Raw genomic sequence first — 14,829 nt, 5'->3', positions numbered from 1 at the left:
CGACAAGCAACGCGGCAGCGGGCCGATTTCGCCGGATCCCTTCGGGACGGGGCGCATTTGCGCCGGGGCGGCGTCGCGGAAGGACTTGTGGGGCCCAACCCCACGGCGCCTCCCGCTCCTGGCCCCGGCGCAAATGCGCTCCCGCCAGGAGCGCGCCGTGAATGCCCACAGGCCCTAGGCTAGAGCATGTACGCGCTTGGACGCGGCGGCAGCCGACGATCGATCAACATCTGGCCGGGCTTCGTCGACGGCCTGGCGACGCTGCTGCTGGTCGTCATCTTCGTCCTCATGGTCTTTATGGTCGCCCAGTTCTTCCTGTCCACGGCGCTGACCAGCAAGGACCAGGCGCTCTCCCGTCTCGAGCAGCAGGTCTCCGAGCTGGGCCAGATCCTCGCCCTCGAGCGGCGCGAGGTGCAGAGCCTGCAGGACGAGGTCGAGAGCCTCTCGACGCAGCTCTACGCCTCGCTCGCCGACCGCGACCGCCTGTCCCAGGACCTGGCGACGGTCAGCGAAGAGCGGGACTCCCTGGCCGCGGCCCTGTCCCAGGTCGAACGGGTGCTCCAGGACAGCGAGGCGAGCCAGGCCGAGGCCGAGGCCGAGGCGGCCAGACTCGCGGCGCTGATCGCCGAGCGGGAGGCCGAGCTCGCCAAGGTCTCGGGCGACCTCGCCGAGGCCTATACCTCGATCGACGCGGACAAGGAGACGATCGAGGCGCAGCTCGCCGAACTCGCCATCCTGAAGAGCCTGCGCGACGAGATGACCAGTCAGCTCAACGCCGTCGAGGCGGCGCTCGCGGCGCGCGACAAGGAGCTGGAGGAGCAGGGCGAGAGCCTGGCCACGGCGCAGGCGGAGGCCACGTCCTTGGCGGCCCGGCTCGCCGAGTCGGAGGACGAGCGGGGCGTGATCGCACTGCGGCTGAGCGAGGCCGAGCGCCAGGTCGCCGAACGCACCCAGGTGTCCGAGGAGGCGCAGCGCAAGGTCACGCTCCTGAACAAGCAGATCCTGGCGCTGCGCAAGCAGCTGGCCAGCCTGTCCGAGGCGCTCGACCTGGCGGAGAAACGGACCCGCGAGCAGGACGTCCAGATCGCCGACCTGGGCCGCAAGCTGAACCTGGCGCTGGCGACCAAGGTGCAGGAGCTGGCGCGCTATCGCTCCGAGTTCTTCGGCGAGCTGCGCAAGGTGCTGGGCAACCAGCCCGGCGTGCGGGTGGTCGGCGACCGCTTCGTGTTCCAGTCCGAGGTGCTGTTCGCCAGCGGCTCGGCCGAGCTCGGCGCTGAGGGGCGCAGCCAGCTCTCCGCCCTGGGCAAGACTCTGAAGCAGATCTCGGCGCGCTTCCCCAAGGACGTCGACTGGATCCTCCGGGTCGACGGCCACACCGACCGGCGGCCGATCAGCACGGCCGAGTTCGCCTCGAACTGGGAGCTCTCGACCTCGCGCGCGATCTCCGTGGTCAAGTACCTGGTGTCCCAGGGCATCCCGTCCCAGCGCCTGGCGGCGACGGGTTTCGGCGAGTTCCAGCCGATAGACAGTGGCGACGACGAGATCGCCTTCCGCCGCAACCGCCGGATCGAGCTCAAGCTGACCCAGCGCTAGATCGGATTGATATCGAGCGGATTCACATGTCTTTGCCGGAACCGCGAAGCGTTTCCGTCAAAACATGATCCGCTCTAGCGGGCGCTGGCCGTAAGCGGGTCGGCGGCTTCCAGATCCTTCGCCGCATCGAACTGCAGCTCGGCCAGGCGGGCGTAGAGGCCGCCGTCGCGGATCAGCTCGGCGTGGCGGCCCTGGGCGACGATCCGGCCGTGGTCCATGACCACGATGCGGTCGGCCTCGAGCACGGTGGCGAGGCGGTGGGCGATGACCAGGGTGGTCCGGCCGGTCTTCAGCCGCTCCAGCGCCTCCTGAACCGCCCGCTCGCTCTCCGCGTCGAGCGACGAGGTGGCTTCGTCGAGCAGCAGCACCGCCGGGTCCCGCAGGATCGCGCGGGCGATCGCGATCCGCTGCCGCTGGCCACCGGACAGCCGCACCCCGCGCTGTCCCAGGAAGGTGTCGAGGCCCTCGGGCAGGGCCTCCAGGAAGTCGAGCGCGGAAGCGGCGCGGGCCGCCTCGCGGATCTCTTCCCGGTCCGCGTCCGGGCGGCCGTAGCCGATGTTGTCCCAGGCGTTGGCCGAGAAGATCACCGGTTCCTGGGCGACGAAGCCGATCCCGGCGCGCAGGGCCGTCGGATCGGCGGCGCGCAGGTCGACGCCGTCCATGGTGACGGCGCCCTGCTGCGGGTCGTAGAACCGCAGAAGCAGCTGGAAGACGGTCGTCTTGCCGGCGCCCGAGGGGCCGACCAGGGCCAGCGTCTCGCCCGGTGCGACCGCGAGGTCGAAGCCATCCAGGGCCGAGCGGTCGGGGCCCGCCGGATAATGGAAGGTCACCCGGCGGAAGGCGATGGCGCCGCGCGGCGGCTGGGGCAGGGCCCGGGGCTCCACCGGCGCGGCGATCTCCGGCGCGGTCTCGAGCAGCTCGATCAGGCGCTCCGTCGCGCCCGCCGCCCGCTGCAGGTCGCCGATCACCTCGCTGATCGCGCCGACCGCGCCGGCGACCACGACGGCGTAGAACACGAAGGCGGACAGCTCGCCGGCTGAGAGCGCGCCGCTCAGCACGTCGCGGCCGCCGACCCAGAGCACCAGGCTGACCGCGCCGAAGACGAGCAGGATCACCAGGGCGGTCAGGGTCGAGCGGGCGCGCACCCGTTCCACCGCAGTCCGGTAGGCGTCCTCGGCGCGGGCGGCGAAGTTGCGCCGGTCGACCGGCTCGTGGCCGAAGGCCTGGACGGTGCGGATCGACAACAGGGTCTCGTCGACCTGGGCGCCGAGGTCGGCGACCCTGTCCTGGCTCGCCCGGCTGAGCCGGCGGACCCGCCGGCCGTAGAACAGGATCGGCACTAGAACCAGGGGGACGACCAGCAGCACCAGGCCGGTCAGCTTGGGGCTGGTGACCATCAAGAGGACCAGTCCGCCGCAGAACAGCAGCAGGTTCCTGAGCGCGATCGACGCCGAGGTGCCGACCACCATCTGCAGCAGCGTGGTGTCGGTGGTCAGGCGCGACAGCACCTCGCCGCTGCGGGTGACCTCGAAGTAGGCGGGCGAGAGAGTGATGATATGGTCGAAGACGGCCTTGCGGATGTCGGCGATCACCCGCTCGCCGATCCAGGAAACGAGGAAGAAGCGCGCATAGCTGGCGAGCGCGAGCAGCACGATGACCGCCAGTAGGATCAGCACGGCCTTGTCCAGGAGCGCGGCGTCGCCCTCGGCGAAGCCCTCGTCGATCAGGCCCCGCAGGCCGAAGCCCATGCCGAGGACGGTGGCCGCCGCCACCACCAGCGCGACCAGCGCGCCCAGGACCTGCGGCCGGTAGGGCCGGACGAAGCGCCAGAGATAGGCGAGGTAGCGGAGGTCCTTGCTGACCGGCCGCTCCGGACTGTCCGCCACTTCTTGCCGCCTGGCCATCCTGTCGCGCCTGTTCCGCTCGTACCTGCCTCGCGTGGCACCCTGCCCGCCGCCTCCGTAGGTAGCCCAAAGGCGCCGAGCCCACAATACGCAGGCCCGGCGGCGGCCGGTTCATTCCGGGCGCGGGAGGGCTTGCCTTGGGTCGGCGCCTCGGCTATACAGCCGCCGCCTGAAGGAGCGCAGCCATGAAAAAAGACATTCACCCGGATTACCACGAGATCACCGTCGTGATGACCGACGGCTCCGAGTTCAAGACCCGCTCGACCTACGGGAACCCGGGAGACTCGCTGCGCCTGGACATTGATCCCAAGACCCACCCGGCCTGGACGGGCGTGCACCGCCTGGTCGACACCGGGGGGCAGCTGGCGAAGTTCAACAAGCGCTTCCAGGGCCTCGGGCTGAAGAGCTGAGGCGACGCGCTTCCTGCCGCGTCGGCGACCGGCCGGCCGAAGACCCCCATTCTCGGAAAACGTTAAAGCGCTGGCGGGTCAGCGCCAGATGCTACACGGCGTCGCCCGCGTCGAGCATCCCGTCGAGACGCTCGACCCGCGTATAGAGGGCGTGGCTGGCGAGCAGGAGCTCGGCCAGCCGGGGCGGCAAATAGTCCGCCGCGACCGGGTCGGCGACCGCGCAAACCTTGCGCCCGCCCAGCCGGTGCGCCGGTGCCAGAGCCTCCTCGCGGGTCATCTCGCCGGCATGAATCGCCTTCTGAACCAGCAGCCAAGCCATGGTCTGGGTCAGGCGGGCGGTCAAGCGCATGGTTTCACAGCTGGCCACCAGCCGCGCCTCGGGCGCCAGCTTGGCCCGGTCGGCTCCCTCCTGCTGCGCGAGGTAGTCCCGTGCCTCGCGGGTCAGGGAGAGCGCCTCCTCGAAGGTGCCATCGAGAAAGGCGACGGATTGGCCGGTCTCCTGCAAGACGCGCGCCCTTCTTTTTTTTGGCCTCCACCCGGGCAAGCCTAGCCCGGGCTCCGAGGCTCAGTCTAGGAATCCCGGGCTTAAGAATTGGTTGGTTCGGGGTTGCTTGATCCAGGCCGGCCGCGGGGCGGAATCCCTTGAACTGGGTCGGACTCTGCCCATCTCGTTGATAACTCGCCAAGCGATGCCTCGAAGAGGGTCGCGATGCGGCGAGTGACCGGGATCCGGCCATGGTGGCAGGTCCCCTCAAACCATGTTGCTCATAGGAGGATATGGCAATGCGTTCTGTCGACCTTTCCCCGCTCTATCGCGCCACCGTCGGTTTCGACCGGATGATGAACCTGCTCGACGCCACTCCGCGCGCCGAGGACGGCGGCTACCCGCCCTACAACATCGAGAAGACCGGCGACAACGCCTACCGGATCACCATGGCGGTGGCCGGCTTCGGCGAGCAGGATATCGACGTCACGGTCCAGGAGAGCCGCCTGATCATCAAGGCCGCCAAGGAGAAGGAGGCCGATGACAAGGCGAAGACCTACCTCCACCGCGGCATCGCGACGCGCGCCTTCGAGCGCCGCTTCGACCTCGCCGACTACATCAAGGTGACCGGCGCCCGTCTCGAGAACGGCATCCTTTCGGTGGATCTTGCCCGTGAGGTGCCCGAGGCGATGAAGCCCCGGACCATCGCGATCCAGACGGCCGACAAGCCCAAGGTGATCGAGAACGCGGCCGCCTAAAGCGCCGACGTTCTCTAGCTCCAAAACCCCGACTGACCGGCCGGCGCGGCACCCTCCGCCCGGCCGGTTTTCTTGTGCAGCGGGCCGGTGTCCGGCAAAGGCTCGGAGATTAGACGACCTGCCTCACGTTGGTCAGGAAGCCTTCGATCTCCCGACGCAAGAGGTCGGCCTGTTGGGCCAGCTCCGTGGCCGCGCCGAGCACTTCTCCAGCCTGGTTTCTCGCCTCTTCGGCGGCCTGGTCGACCTGTGCGATGCTGCCGGTGACCTCCTTGGTGCCCGAGGCCGCCTGTTCGACGCTGCGCGCGATCTCCGCCGTAGCCGCGCCTTGCTGCTCCACGGCGGAGGCCACGGAGGTCGAGATCTCGGTCACCTGATCCATCGTCGCGCCGACGCCCTCGATGGCCTCGACGACGATGTGGGTCGCGGCCTGAATGCTGCTGACCTGGTCCCGGATTTCGTCGGTCGCCTTGGCGGTCTGCGTCGACAGGCTCTTGACCTCGGACGCCACGACGGCAAAGCCCTTGCCCGCCTCGCCGGCTCGCGCCGCCTCGATCGTGGCGTTGAGCGCCAGCAGGTTGGTCTGTGCCGCGATATCGCTGATCAGCTGTATGACCTCGCCGATCGTCTCCGAGGCCTCCGCCAGCTTCCGCGTCTCGCCGTCGGTTTCGCGCACCTGGACCACGGCGCTGCCGACGATGTCCGTCGATTGGCTCATCTGCCGACGGATCTCGCCGACGGTGCTGGAGAGCTCCTCGGCCGAGGCCGCGACTGTCTGAACGCTGGCCGATGCCTCCTTGGCGGAGCCTGCAACCCTGCTCGCCTGCTCGCTCGTCGACGAGGCGGTGGATTGCATGGACTGGGCCGAGGCTTCCAGCTGTGTGGCCGCCGAGGAAACGATCTCCACCACTCCGTCCATGGCGGACTGGAACTTCGCCACCACGGACGAGAACTCCTCGACCTGATCCTCCATCGTCTGCATGGCGGCATTGATGGTCAGCGTGGCGTTTCGAAAGGCGCCCACCATCCCGCGCTCGGCGATCCGCCGGAAATACTTCTTGCGGCTGACATACTCCAAACAGGCCGTCGACTCCCGGACGTAGGTGTCGGTGCGGTCGATCAAGCGGTTGATCGCATTGTAGAGCGGCGCGTGCTTGTCTTTCGGGTCGATGCCGACAATGCGCGCCTCGAAGTCACCGTCGGCGACCGCCTTGCAGACCTCCAGGGCCACGACGTTGGGGTCGGAGCTTCTCGCCATATGTCTGGATCCCTAGGTGAGCGCGCCCGGCTGGCCGGAGCTGGTTGTTGGCCCCGGGCGCCATCCGGACTGCAATCGGCTGATGAACTCATCGTAGGCCACGCCCTGCGATTCGAGCGTGTCGAGCACGCTGCGGGAGGCCGCCTGCATGCCTTCCTTCCGGCTCGCGTGTCTCTGCTCCTCGGCGAGCAGTGACCGGTAGAGCGGGATGATCTGGTCATCGACGACGTCGCGGTCGGGGACGCGGCGGGCCGAGTGATAGCCGACCACTTGGCCATGCCTGTCCCGGCTGGGGGTGACGTGCGCCAGGACCCAGTAGTGGTCGCCGTTCTTGGCGCGATTGACCACGTATGCGAAGATTTCATGACCGGCTTCGATCGTGTCCCAGAGCAGCTTGAACACGCAGCGCGGCATGTCCGGATGCCGGAGGATGCTGTGCGGCTGCCCCAGAAGCTCCCTCTCCGTGTAGCCGGCCACCCTCAGGAAGACGTCGTTGCAGTAGGTGATCTGCCCCTTGAGGTTCGTCTTGCTGACGATGATCTCGTCGTCGTCGAAGAAGATCTCACGACCCGTCAAATGGACTTCGCGTGTCATCGCGGAGTTCCTGGCTTGGCTTCGGCCATGGGTTTGCTGGGTCCGACCTAGTCGATACTGACTATGTATCTTGTTTTATTCTGGTTAAGAGCCCATGAACCGCACCGTCGCCGAACCGCCGCCTTTCCGAAGGAACGCCGGCGCTACGCCGCCGTCGACAGCCGGTCCAGCGCCGAACGGATGCGCGCCGGTATCTCGACCGGGGTCATGCTCTCGCGCTCGACGAAGACGTGCACGAAGTGGCCCGTGGCGGCGGCGGTCTCGAGCCCGGCCTTGAACAGGCCGATCTCGTAGCGCACGGCCCGGCGGCCCAGGTGTCCGATCCGCAGGCCGGCCTCGACCGCCTCGGGAAAGGCGAAGGCGGCCTTATAGCGGCAGCCCGACTCGGCGCAGACCCCGACCACGGCGCCTTCGTGAATGTCCAGACCGCCCTTTTTGATCAGGAAGTCGGCGATCACCGTGTCGAAATAGGAGTAGTAGACCACGTTGTTGACGTGGCCGTAGATGTCGTTGTCCATCCAGCGGGTCGGGATGGTCAGGAAGTAGGGGTAGTCGCCGCGGAACTGCGGTCTTTCTTCGCTCATGGCCGTCCTGGATTTGTTGCCTGGGGTCTAGAGAAGCGTACGGAGCGCGTCGAGCGTCGCGTCGGGCCGCTCGGTCATCATCATGTGTCCGCTCTGCGGCACCACCTCGACCCGTGATCCGGTAACGGCCTCGGCCAGCTTTCGGCCAGCCTTTGCCGGGGTCATCTTGTCGTGGGCACCCAGCACCAAGAGGGTCGGGCACTGCACCGCCGCGGCCGCTTCCGGGCCCCCGGCGTAGGCGTTGCAGGCCTCCAGGTCCTTGTGCAGGACGCCGGGCCGGCTCCGCTCGAGCAGGCGCTCGCCGCCGCCCATGAGCCACAGACCCGGCGCGCGGGCGCCGCCCAGGTGGCCCGACTCGCCGTGGGCCCAGGAATTGACCAGGTCGAAGGCCAGGTGGTCGTCGGCCTCGGCGGCGGCCAAGAGGTCGGGGTGCACCGGCATCCTGGGCGCCACGCCGAGCAGCGCGAGCGCGCGCACCCGGTCCGGGTGGCGAGCCGCGCAGTCGAGCGCGATCAACGCCCCCATGGAGTGGCCGGCCAGGGCGGCCTTGGCGATCCCGGCCGCGTCCAGTAGACGGACCAGCCAGTCGGCCAGCTCGGCGATCGAGCCCAGCGCGGGGCCCTCTGAGCGGCCGTGGCCCGGCAGGTCGAGCGCCAGAACGCCGCGGCCCCTGTGCGCGAAGAAGCGCGTCTGCAGCGCCCAGACCGTGTGGTCCATCCCGGCGCCGTGGACGAAGACGAGGCAGGGCAGGGCCGGGTCGAAGGGCCGCCCGCCGGTCGCCGCGAAGACCCCGCGGCCGTCGACCTGTAGCTCCATGGAAGGCTAGACCTTCTGGGAGGCCCGGATCGCGCGGTCCAGGTCTTCGATGATGTCGGCCGAGTCTTCCAGGCCGACGGAGAGCCGGATCATGTCTTCGCCGACCCCGGCCTCCTGGAGCTGCTCGGCCGACATCTGCTGGTGGGTCGTGCTCGCCGGGTGCAGCACGAGGGTCTTGGCGTCGCCCACGTTCGCCAGGTGGGAAGCCAGGGCGCAGGTCTCGATGAAGCGGCTGCCCGCCGGGCGCCCGCCCTTGAGGCCGAAGCTGACGATCGACCCGGCGCCCTTGGGCAGGATGCGTTTGGCCAGGTCGTGATCCGGGTGACTCGGCAGGTCCGGGTGCAGCACCCAGGCGACCGCCTCGTGCTTGGCGAGGAAGTCCAGGACCGCCGCGGTGTTGGCCATGTGGCGCTCCATGCGGAGCGGCAGGGTCTCGACGCCCTGGAGCAGATGGAAGGCGTTGGTCGGGCTCATCGCGGCCCCGAAGTCGCGCAGGCCCTCGGCCCTGGCGCGCATGATCAGCGCCTGAGGGCCGAACTCCTCGGCGAAATCGATGCCGTGGTAGCCGGCGTAGGGCTCGGTCAGGGTGGGGAACTTGCCGCTCGCCTCCCAGTCGAAGCGGCCGCCCTCGACCAGCACGCCGCCCAGCGCAACGCCGTGTCCGCCGAGCCACTTGGTTGCCGAGTGGACGATGATGTCGGCGCCCAGTTCGATCGGGCGGCAGAGATAGGGCGTGGCGAAGGTGGCATCGATCATCAGCGGCAGGCCGGCGCCATGGGCGATTTCGGCCAGCGCCGGCACGTCGAGCACCTCGAGCCCCGGATTGCCGAGGATTTCGGCGTGGATCAGCCGGGTCTCCGGCCGGATCGCCTTGCGGAAGCCATCCAGATCGCGCGGCTTGACGAAGGTCGTGGTGATGCCGAAGCGGGGCAGCGTGTGGGTCAGCAGGTTGACGCTGCCGCCGTAGAGCGACGAGGAGGCGACGATGTGCGCGCCCTGGCCCATCAGGGTGACGATCGCCAGATGCATCGCCGCGTGGCCCGAACTGGTGGCGACCGCGCCGACGCCCTTCTCCAGGGCCGCCACCCGCTCCTCCAGGACGGCGACCGTCGGGTTGGAGATCCGGCTGTAGATGTGGCCGGCGCGCTCCAGGTTGAACAGCGAGGCGGCGTGCTCCGTGTCCTGGAAGACGTAGGACGTGGTCTGGTAGATGGGTACGGCGCGGGCGCCGGTGGCGGGATCGGGCCGCTGACCGGCGTGCAGCGCCAGGGTGTCGAATTTCAGGAACTTGGGGTCTGCCATCGGCGCGCCTCTCGTCTTGCTGGACGCCCCACCATACAAGAGTTTGCTGCCGCGCATAACGGAGAAGAGGCGGCGGCCTTGGCGCGCGGCGGCGGGACAGAAGAGCGTTTGGGGGGACTGGCGGGCAAAAAAAGGGAGGGTCAATTCAGGTTTGCCCCGAACTCGACCCTCCGCTTTTCTTAAAGCCTCACCCTGTCAACTTGCCGTGGGAGTTAGCCTATGTAGGCGGGCATTGGGGGTCAAGCAATAATTCGTTAACACTTTGGGCTTCGGCGTCTGCGCAAAGAAAAAGCCGCCGGTCGAGCCGGCGGCAAGGTAACAGGGAGGCGTTACAAGGAACAGATACAAAGCAACTTCAGAAAGTCGGGCTGTACAAACAGAGTAACCCAACTAACAGAAGAGATTTTAATTCGAATGCACTAAAAAAGTGTTAATTACGCACGGCATAGTTGCTTAAGGCACGCCGCCGTTTACACGACTCCACCCAGCCGGCCGCGGAAAGACCAGGGGAACTATTCTGGGTCTCTCCGCAGCGCACCGAGGGGTTGCACGACCGTCACGAGGAGGGGCTGTGCGTCTCGGTTCTCCGGGTTCTTGCGCGGCCCTTAGAGCGCGGCGGTATTCTCCGCCCCGGCGCCCGAGGAGTCTTTCCGGTTTCCGCCCTTGCCGGCCCCGGCGCCCTCGGAGAGAGGAGTCACACTGGCCGTCTTGGCGCTTTTCTTGCTCTCGGCTTTCGCCATGGGATCGCCTTCGAGACGCCGGATGCCGCCTTCGAGCGAGGCGCCCGCTTCGATCTCCAGGTTCTTGTGGGCGATGTCGCCGCTGACCACCGCACTCTTGGCGATCACCACCGAATTGGCGCGGATCTCACCGCTTAGGCGGCCGGAAACCCGGACCAGGTCGCCGGTCACGGTCCCGTTGACCTCGGCGCCTTCGCCGACGGTCACCGCACGGCTGGTCACGTCGCCGTCGATCTGGCCGTCGATCTGAATGTCGCTGTTGCTCTTGAGGTCGCCGACGATGTGAAGGTCGGCGCTGATGATCGACGGCGTGGCCGGGAGCGAAGCGCTGGCGCCGCCGAAACCGCCCGGTGAGGGCGCGGCGTCGGACTTCGGCCTCTGATCCTTCGAGAACATGTTTGCCTCCATGACGTTCACGTGGGGTTCGCCGGCGACCCGCCACCGCAATGGAGCTCGGTGCCTCGTCAGCACTTCCCCGATCCACGGTTCGCCCGGACGAGGCGTAGTGTGCCGCCGTCATGGTTAACGAGGCTTTAAAGCCGCCCGCGCCGCGCCGGGAGCGCACCCGGGGCTGTGCGCGGGGGCCGTGTGCGGGCTTGGCCTGCGGCGGCGCGACCGGCACACTGCCCGCCATGAGCCCCGCGCTTCTTCCCTGGCTGCTGCTGGTCTTCGGCTACGTCCTGCCGCTGCTCCACGTCGCGCTGTCGCGCGACGCCGGCCTGTCCCGGCCGGCCGAGCCCGGCCGCTGCCCTTTCAGTCCCCGCGCGGGCTGGCTGGTGATCGTGCTGCTGCTCGGGCCGATCGGCTGGCTGCTCTTCCAGCGATCGCGCCGCCGTCGCCGCGGCCACGCCTGAGCCGGCCGGCTCAGGTCTTGAACAGGCCCTGGGCGCCCGAGAGATAGGCCTTCTTCGCGGCGATCTTCTGCTTCACCCGCTCGGCCTCGCCGGTCAGCTCTGCCAGATAGTCCTCCAGCTCCTCAACCCCCATGACGTCGAGGTCCTTGGGCTTCGGCTTCTGCTTTCTAGGCTCCAGGTCTTCGGGTTCCATGGTCTGGTCCTCGGCTCCGGGCGCGATCTTGTCAGTGCTTTCGAAGCATATTAGACAACGGCTGGTCTAGGCCACACCCCTGGCCGCCCCGCCAACCCGCCCCCGGAGTTCCAAGCATGAGCAAGCCGCTGCCAGAGACCATGGCCGTCGTCGAGATTCGGGAGCCCGGCGGTCCCGAAGTCCTGGTGCCGGCCGAGCGCCCCGTGCCGGTGCCGGGTCCCGGCGAGGCACTGATCCGGGTCGCCGCGTCCGGCGTGAACCGGCCCGACGTGCTGCAGCGCCAGGGCGGCTATCCGCCCCCGCCCGGCGCCTCCGACATTCCCGGCCTCGAGATCGCTGGGAGCGTGGCCGCGCTCGGCCCCGGGACCGAGGGCCTGGCGGAGGGCGACCAGGTCACCGCGCTGGTGACCGGCGGCGGTTACGCCGAGTACTGCGTGGCGCCCGTGGTCCAGTGCCTGCCAGTGCCGGCGGGCCTCGACCCGGTCGAGGCGGCAGCCCTGCCGGAGACTTTCTTCACCGTGTGGAGCAACGTCTTCGACCGGGGCGGGCTCGAGGCCGGGGAGAGCTTTCTGGTCCATGGCGGGTCCTCGGGGATCGGCACCACGGCGATCCAGCTGGCCAAGGCCATGGGCGCGCGGGTCTTCGCCACCGCCGGCAGCGACGCCAAGTGCCGGGCCTGCGAGGAGCTGGGCGCGGAGCGCGGCATCAACTACCGCGAGGAGGACTATGTCGCCGTTCTCAAGGAGACGGCCGGCGGGGTCGACCTGATCCTCGACATGGTGGGCGGCGACTACGTGGCGCGCAACCTCAAGGCGCTAAAGCCGGACGGCCGACTCGTTTACATCGCCTTCCTGGGCGGTTCGAAGGTGGAAATCGACCTGCTGCCGGTCATGCTGAAGCGGCTCACCATCACCGGCTCGACCTTGCGGGCCCGCTCGGCCGCGTTCAAGGGCGAGATCGCCGGTAAGCTGGCGGCGAAGGTCTGGCCGCTGCTCGAAGCGGGCGAGGTCCGTCCTGTGATGGCCGACCGCTTTCCCCTGGCGCGCGCGGCCGACGCCCACCGCCTGATGGAGTCGAGCGCCCATATTGGCAAGATCGTTCTGACCGTGGCCTGAGCGGGCTTCTAATCGGCCTGGTGCCGGATGAAGTCTTTTCTTTCCAGGCCGGTGGGCTCATATACAACTATTCGGGATCGACAAGAATACGGCCCGCCGGCGCTGGATAGCGCCGCGAAGCCGGCAAGTGATGGAGAAGTCATGGCACAGCCGCTCATGCCCAAAGCGACCGCCGTCTGGCTGGTCGACAACACCTCGCTGACATTTCGGCAGATCGCGGCCTTCTGCCAGCTCCACGAGCTGGAGGTCCAGGGCATCGCCGACGGCGAGGTCGCCGTTGGGATCCAGGGCATGGACCCGGTCGTCAACAGCCAGCTCACCCGTGAGGAGATCGAGCGCTGCGAGAAGGACCCGGCGGCCGACCTGCAGGCGGCCAAGCGCGACCTGCCGCAGCCGTCGAAGCGCACCAAGGGGCCACGCTACACGCCCCTGGCCAAGCGGCAGGACAAGCCGGACGGCGTCGCCTGGCTGCTGCGCCACCATCCGGAGCTTAAGGAATCCCAGATCGCCAAGCTGATCGGCACGACCAAGACCACGATCCAGGCGATTCGCGACCGCACCCACTGGAACTCTGCCAGCATCCGGCCGCGCGACCCCGTGCTCCTGGGCCTCTGCGGCCAGGGCGAGCTCAACATGGCCGTGGAGCGGGCGCGCAAGGCGGCCGAGAAGGCCGGCCAGCCGCTGCCGCAACCGGTCGAGACCGAGGAGTCCGCGCCCTTCCTCCAGGACACCTTCGACTAGCGGCCCGGCCGCGCCGCGCGGTATCGCTGGCCATGGCGGCGGAAGCGGCCTTTCGGACCTTCGCCCTCCGGCCCCTGGCCGGCGCCCTCGGCGCGGAGATCGCCGGGGTCGATCTCTCGCGGCCCCTGGAGACCGAGCAGCACGACGAGCTTCTGCGGGCCTTCGCCCGGTACTTCGTGCTGCTGTTCCGGGACCAGGCGCTGAGCCCGGAGAGGCAGATCGCCGCGACCCGGCTGTTCGGGCCGCCGCTCACGCTGCCCTTCATCGCCCCCCATCCCGACCATCCGGAAATCATCAGGGTGCTCAAGGAGGCCGACGAAGAGCGAATCGCCACCTTCGGCGGGACCTGGCATTCCGACTTCAGCTTTCTGCCGGAACCGCCCCTGGGCTCCCTGCTCTATGCGCTGGAGGTCCCGGCCTACGGGGGCGACACCCTCTGGTCCAACATGGCGGCGGTCTTTGACTCTCTGTCGCCCGGCCTGCAACGCTGCCTGCAAGGGCTGAACGCGGTGCACAGCGGCGCGACCATCCACGGCACGCGCACGGCGGGGCTCGCCGGCCTCCGGCTCAGCCGCTCGGTCCGCATGGACCGCGGCAATCCGGCGGCCGATTTCGAGACCGAACACCCCGTGGTCTGCCGCCACCCGGCGAGCGGCCGCCAGGCGCTTTTCGTCAACCCGGTCTACACGCAGCGCTTCGCCGGCATGACCGAGGCCGAGAGCCGGCCACTGCTCGACTACCTCCAGAGCCAGGTGGAGCGTCCGGAGTTCACCTGCCGGATCCGCTGGACCGCGGGGTCGCTCGCGGTCTGGGACAACCGGGTGACCCAGCATCTGGCCGTCAACGATTACGACGGTACACGGCGCCTCCTGCACCGCACAGCGGTCGCCGGCGCCAAGCCCCGCTCCGCGCCCGGCGCCGGAACGGCGGCCTGATGGGAGCTGAGTTCTTATTGATTTCAGCTGAAGGACAAGACGAATACTTTAAATTCTTCATCGAATACTTGGATATTGCAAAGTTTATGTTCTGAGAAGGTTAAAATCTCTTTTACGTAATATTTACCCGATGAATCTAAATCCTATGGCATGGATCCTGGGACCGGAAGCCGGTCCAGCGGGTCGGAGAGGCGCAAGAGAAGATCGGAGCACAATGCCGGTCGAGCCGGCGTACCGAAGGGTACGCTAGGAAACGGAGGCCTAACATGTCTAGACCCTTGAAGATTTTCGTGGTCGACGATGATCGGGACGCCGCCGAAGGCTTGGGCGAGGTGCTCGAGATGTTCGGCCACCAGGTCACGCTGGCGTTCGACGGCGAGTCGGCGGTGCAGATCTTCAAGGAGCAGGATTTCGACGTCAGCCTGATGGACGTCATGATGCCCGGCATGAACGGGGTCGAGAGCTTCCTGGAGATCCGCAAGATCAAGCCCGACGCCAAGGTCTTCATGATGACCGGCTTCAGCGTTCAGCAGCTTCTGACCCAGGCGATC

Annotated in this window: 17 protein-coding genes; 8 read left to right on the top strand and 9 right to left on the bottom strand. The window is 68.1% G+C overall.

Features of this window, described 5'->3' with window-relative positions; genetic code table 11:
* Nucleotides 1–186 precede the first annotated feature (186 nt).
* Nucleotides 187–1,593, top strand: a complete 1,407-nt coding sequence (locus QNJ67_17690) for a peptidoglycan -binding protein (protein MDJ0610813.1) — start codon at nt 187–189, stop codon at nt 1,591–1,593.
* Nucleotides 1,594–1,667: 74 nt separating this feature from the next.
* Here QNJ67_17690 and QNJ67_17685 read toward each other — a convergent pair whose 3' ends face one another.
* Nucleotides 1,668–3,497 (bottom strand): ABC transporter transmembrane domain-containing protein, encoded by a 1,830-nt coding sequence (locus QNJ67_17685; protein MDJ0610812.1) that lies wholly within the window; start codon nt 3,495–3,497, stop codon nt 1,668–1,670.
* Between the two features lie 185 nt (nt 3,498–3,682).
* Here QNJ67_17685 and rpmE point away from each other — a divergent pair, with 185 nt between their 5' ends.
* The gene (gene rpmE / locus QNJ67_17680) at nt 3,683–3,907 is read left to right on the top strand and encodes a 50S ribosomal protein L31 (GenBank protein MDJ0610811.1); all 225 of its coding nucleotides are present in this window, start codon (nt 3,683–3,685) and stop codon (nt 3,905–3,907) included.
* 91 nt (nt 3,908–3,998) lie between these two features.
* Here rpmE and QNJ67_17675 read toward each other — a convergent pair whose 3' ends face one another.
* A complete protein-coding gene (locus QNJ67_17675) occupies nt 3,999–4,412 on the bottom strand; it encodes a DUF1465 family protein (protein MDJ0610810.1) in 414 nt (137 codons plus the stop codon).
* Nucleotides 4,413–4,690: 278 nt separating this feature from the next.
* Here QNJ67_17675 and QNJ67_17670 point away from each other — a divergent pair, with 278 nt between their 5' ends.
* Nucleotides 4,691–5,149 (top strand): Hsp20 family protein, encoded by a 459-nt coding sequence (locus QNJ67_17670; GenBank protein ID MDJ0610809.1) that lies wholly within the window; start codon nt 4,691–4,693, stop codon nt 5,147–5,149.
* A gap of 109 nt (nt 5,150–5,258) precedes the next feature.
* Here QNJ67_17670 and QNJ67_17665 read toward each other — a convergent pair whose 3' ends face one another.
* From QNJ67_17665 to QNJ67_17640, 6 genes are all read right to left on the bottom strand, one after another.
* Complete coding sequence (locus QNJ67_17665; GenBank protein MDJ0610808.1) at nt 5,259–6,404, bottom strand: methyl-accepting chemotaxis protein; 1,146 nt, start codon at nt 6,402–6,404, stop codon at nt 5,259–5,261.
* A gap of 12 nt (nt 6,405–6,416) precedes the next feature.
* Nucleotides 6,417–6,998, bottom strand: a complete 582-nt coding sequence (locus QNJ67_17660) for a PAS domain-containing protein (GenBank protein ID MDJ0610807.1) — start codon at nt 6,996–6,998, stop codon at nt 6,417–6,419.
* A 143-nt stretch (nt 6,999–7,141) separates the two neighbouring features.
* The gene (locus QNJ67_17655) at nt 7,142–7,582 is read right to left on the bottom strand and encodes a thioesterase family protein (GenBank protein MDJ0610806.1); all 441 of its coding nucleotides are present in this window, start codon (nt 7,580–7,582) and stop codon (nt 7,142–7,144) included.
* A 27-nt stretch (nt 7,583–7,609) separates the two neighbouring features.
* The gene (locus QNJ67_17650; protein ID MDJ0610805.1) at nt 7,610–8,398 is read right to left on the bottom strand and encodes an alpha/beta hydrolase; all 789 of its coding nucleotides are present in this window, start codon (nt 8,396–8,398) and stop codon (nt 7,610–7,612) included.
* 6 nt (nt 8,399–8,404) lie between these two features.
* The gene (locus tag QNJ67_17645) at nt 8,405–9,700 is read right to left on the bottom strand and encodes an O-acetylhomoserine aminocarboxypropyltransferase (protein ID MDJ0610804.1); all 1,296 of its coding nucleotides are present in this window, start codon (nt 9,698–9,700) and stop codon (nt 8,405–8,407) included.
* A gap of 605 nt (nt 9,701–10,305) precedes the next feature.
* Complete coding sequence (locus tag QNJ67_17640) at nt 10,306–10,836, bottom strand: polymer-forming cytoskeletal protein (GenBank protein ID MDJ0610803.1); 531 nt, start codon at nt 10,834–10,836, stop codon at nt 10,306–10,308.
* 236 nt (nt 10,837–11,072) lie between these two features.
* On the opposite strand from QNJ67_17640, the gene QNJ67_17635 reads away from it, so the two are divergent.
* The gene (locus QNJ67_17635; protein MDJ0610802.1) at nt 11,073–11,294 is read left to right on the top strand and encodes a hypothetical protein; all 222 of its coding nucleotides are present in this window, start codon (nt 11,073–11,075) and stop codon (nt 11,292–11,294) included.
* A gap of 10 nt (nt 11,295–11,304) precedes the next feature.
* Here the strand turns inward: QNJ67_17635 and QNJ67_17630 are convergent, their stop codons facing one another.
* A complete protein-coding gene (locus tag QNJ67_17630; protein ID MDJ0610801.1) occupies nt 11,305–11,487 on the bottom strand; it encodes a DUF1192 domain-containing protein in 183 nt (60 codons plus the stop codon).
* Nucleotides 11,488–11,603: 116 nt separating this feature from the next.
* On the opposite strand from QNJ67_17630, the gene QNJ67_17625 reads away from it, so the two are divergent.
* From QNJ67_17625 to QNJ67_17610, 4 genes are all read left to right on the top strand, one after another.
* Nucleotides 11,604–12,602: an NAD(P)H-quinone oxidoreductase gene (locus QNJ67_17625; GenBank protein ID MDJ0610800.1), complete on the top strand. Its 999-nt coding sequence runs from the start codon at nt 11,604–11,606 to the stop codon at nt 12,600–12,602.
* 141 nt (nt 12,603–12,743) lie between these two features.
* Nucleotides 12,744–13,343, top strand: a complete 600-nt coding sequence (locus tag QNJ67_17620) for a DUF1013 domain-containing protein (GenBank protein ID MDJ0610799.1) — start codon at nt 12,744–12,746, stop codon at nt 13,341–13,343.
* A 32-nt stretch (nt 13,344–13,375) separates the two neighbouring features.
* Complete coding sequence (locus tag QNJ67_17615; protein ID MDJ0610798.1) at nt 13,376–14,278, top strand: TauD/TfdA family dioxygenase; 903 nt, start codon at nt 13,376–13,378, stop codon at nt 14,276–14,278.
* Nucleotides 14,279–14,544: 266 nt separating this feature from the next.
* A partial coding sequence (locus QNJ67_17610; protein MDJ0610797.1) for a response regulator occupies nt 14,545–14,829 on the top strand: 285 nt, incomplete at its 3' end.

It is taken from the genome of Kiloniellales bacterium, assembly GCA_030064845.1.
In the GTDB taxonomy this organism is placed as follows: Bacteria; Pseudomonadota; Alphaproteobacteria; order Kiloniellales; family JAKSDN01; genus JASJEC01.
The sequence above is the reverse complement of the archived record's forward strand: the minus strand, read 5'-3'. Positions and strand labels throughout refer to the sequence as shown.

What these genes read in the sequence shown, in the direction of transcription:
- QNJ67_17620 (MDJ0610799.1), top strand. Translation starts at nt 12,744, where the DNA reads ATGGCACAGCCGCTCATGCCCAAAGCGACCGCCGTCTGGCTGGTCGAC.
- QNJ67_17635 (MDJ0610802.1), top strand. Translation starts at nt 11,073, where the DNA reads ATGAGCCCCGCGCTTCTTCCCTGGCTGCTGCTGGTCTTCGGCTACGTC.
- QNJ67_17615 (MDJ0610798.1), top strand. Translation starts at nt 13,376, where the DNA reads ATGGCGGCGGAAGCGGCCTTTCGGACCTTCGCCCTCCGGCCCCTGGCC.
- QNJ67_17640 (MDJ0610803.1), bottom strand. Translation starts at nt 10,836, where the DNA reads ATGTTCTCGAAGGATCAGAGGCCGAAGTCCGACGCCGCGCCCTCACCG.
- QNJ67_17650 (MDJ0610805.1), bottom strand. Translation starts at nt 8,398, where the DNA reads ATGGAGCTACAGGTCGACGGCCGCGGGGTCTTCGCGGCGACCGGCGGG.
- QNJ67_17655 (MDJ0610806.1), bottom strand. Translation starts at nt 7,582, where the DNA reads ATGAGCGAAGAAAGACCGCAGTTCCGCGGCGACTACCCCTACTTCCTG.
- QNJ67_17670 (MDJ0610809.1), top strand. Translation starts at nt 4,691, where the DNA reads ATGCGTTCTGTCGACCTTTCCCCGCTCTATCGCGCCACCGTCGGTTTC.
- QNJ67_17665 (MDJ0610808.1), bottom strand. Translation starts at nt 6,404, where the DNA reads ATGGCGAGAAGCTCCGACCCCAACGTCGTGGCCCTGGAGGTCTGCAAG.
- QNJ67_17645 (MDJ0610804.1), bottom strand. Translation starts at nt 9,700, where the DNA reads ATGGCAGACCCCAAGTTCCTGAAATTCGACACCCTGGCGCTGCACGCC.
- QNJ67_17625 (MDJ0610800.1), top strand. Translation starts at nt 11,604, where the DNA reads ATGAGCAAGCCGCTGCCAGAGACCATGGCCGTCGTCGAGATTCGGGAG.
- QNJ67_17690 (MDJ0610813.1), top strand. Translation starts at nt 187, where the DNA reads ATGTACGCGCTTGGACGCGGCGGCAGCCGACGATCGATCAACATCTGG.
- QNJ67_17630 (MDJ0610801.1), bottom strand. Translation starts at nt 11,487, where the DNA reads ATGGAACCCGAAGACCTGGAGCCTAGAAAGCAGAAGCCGAAGCCCAAG.
- QNJ67_17685 (MDJ0610812.1), bottom strand. Translation starts at nt 3,497, where the DNA reads ATGGCCAGGCGGCAAGAAGTGGCGGACAGTCCGGAGCGGCCGGTCAGC.
- QNJ67_17660 (MDJ0610807.1), bottom strand. Translation starts at nt 6,998, where the DNA reads ATGACACGCGAAGTCCATTTGACGGGTCGTGAGATCTTCTTCGACGAC.
- rpmE (MDJ0610811.1), top strand. Translation starts at nt 3,683, where the DNA reads ATGAAAAAAGACATTCACCCGGATTACCACGAGATCACCGTCGTGATG.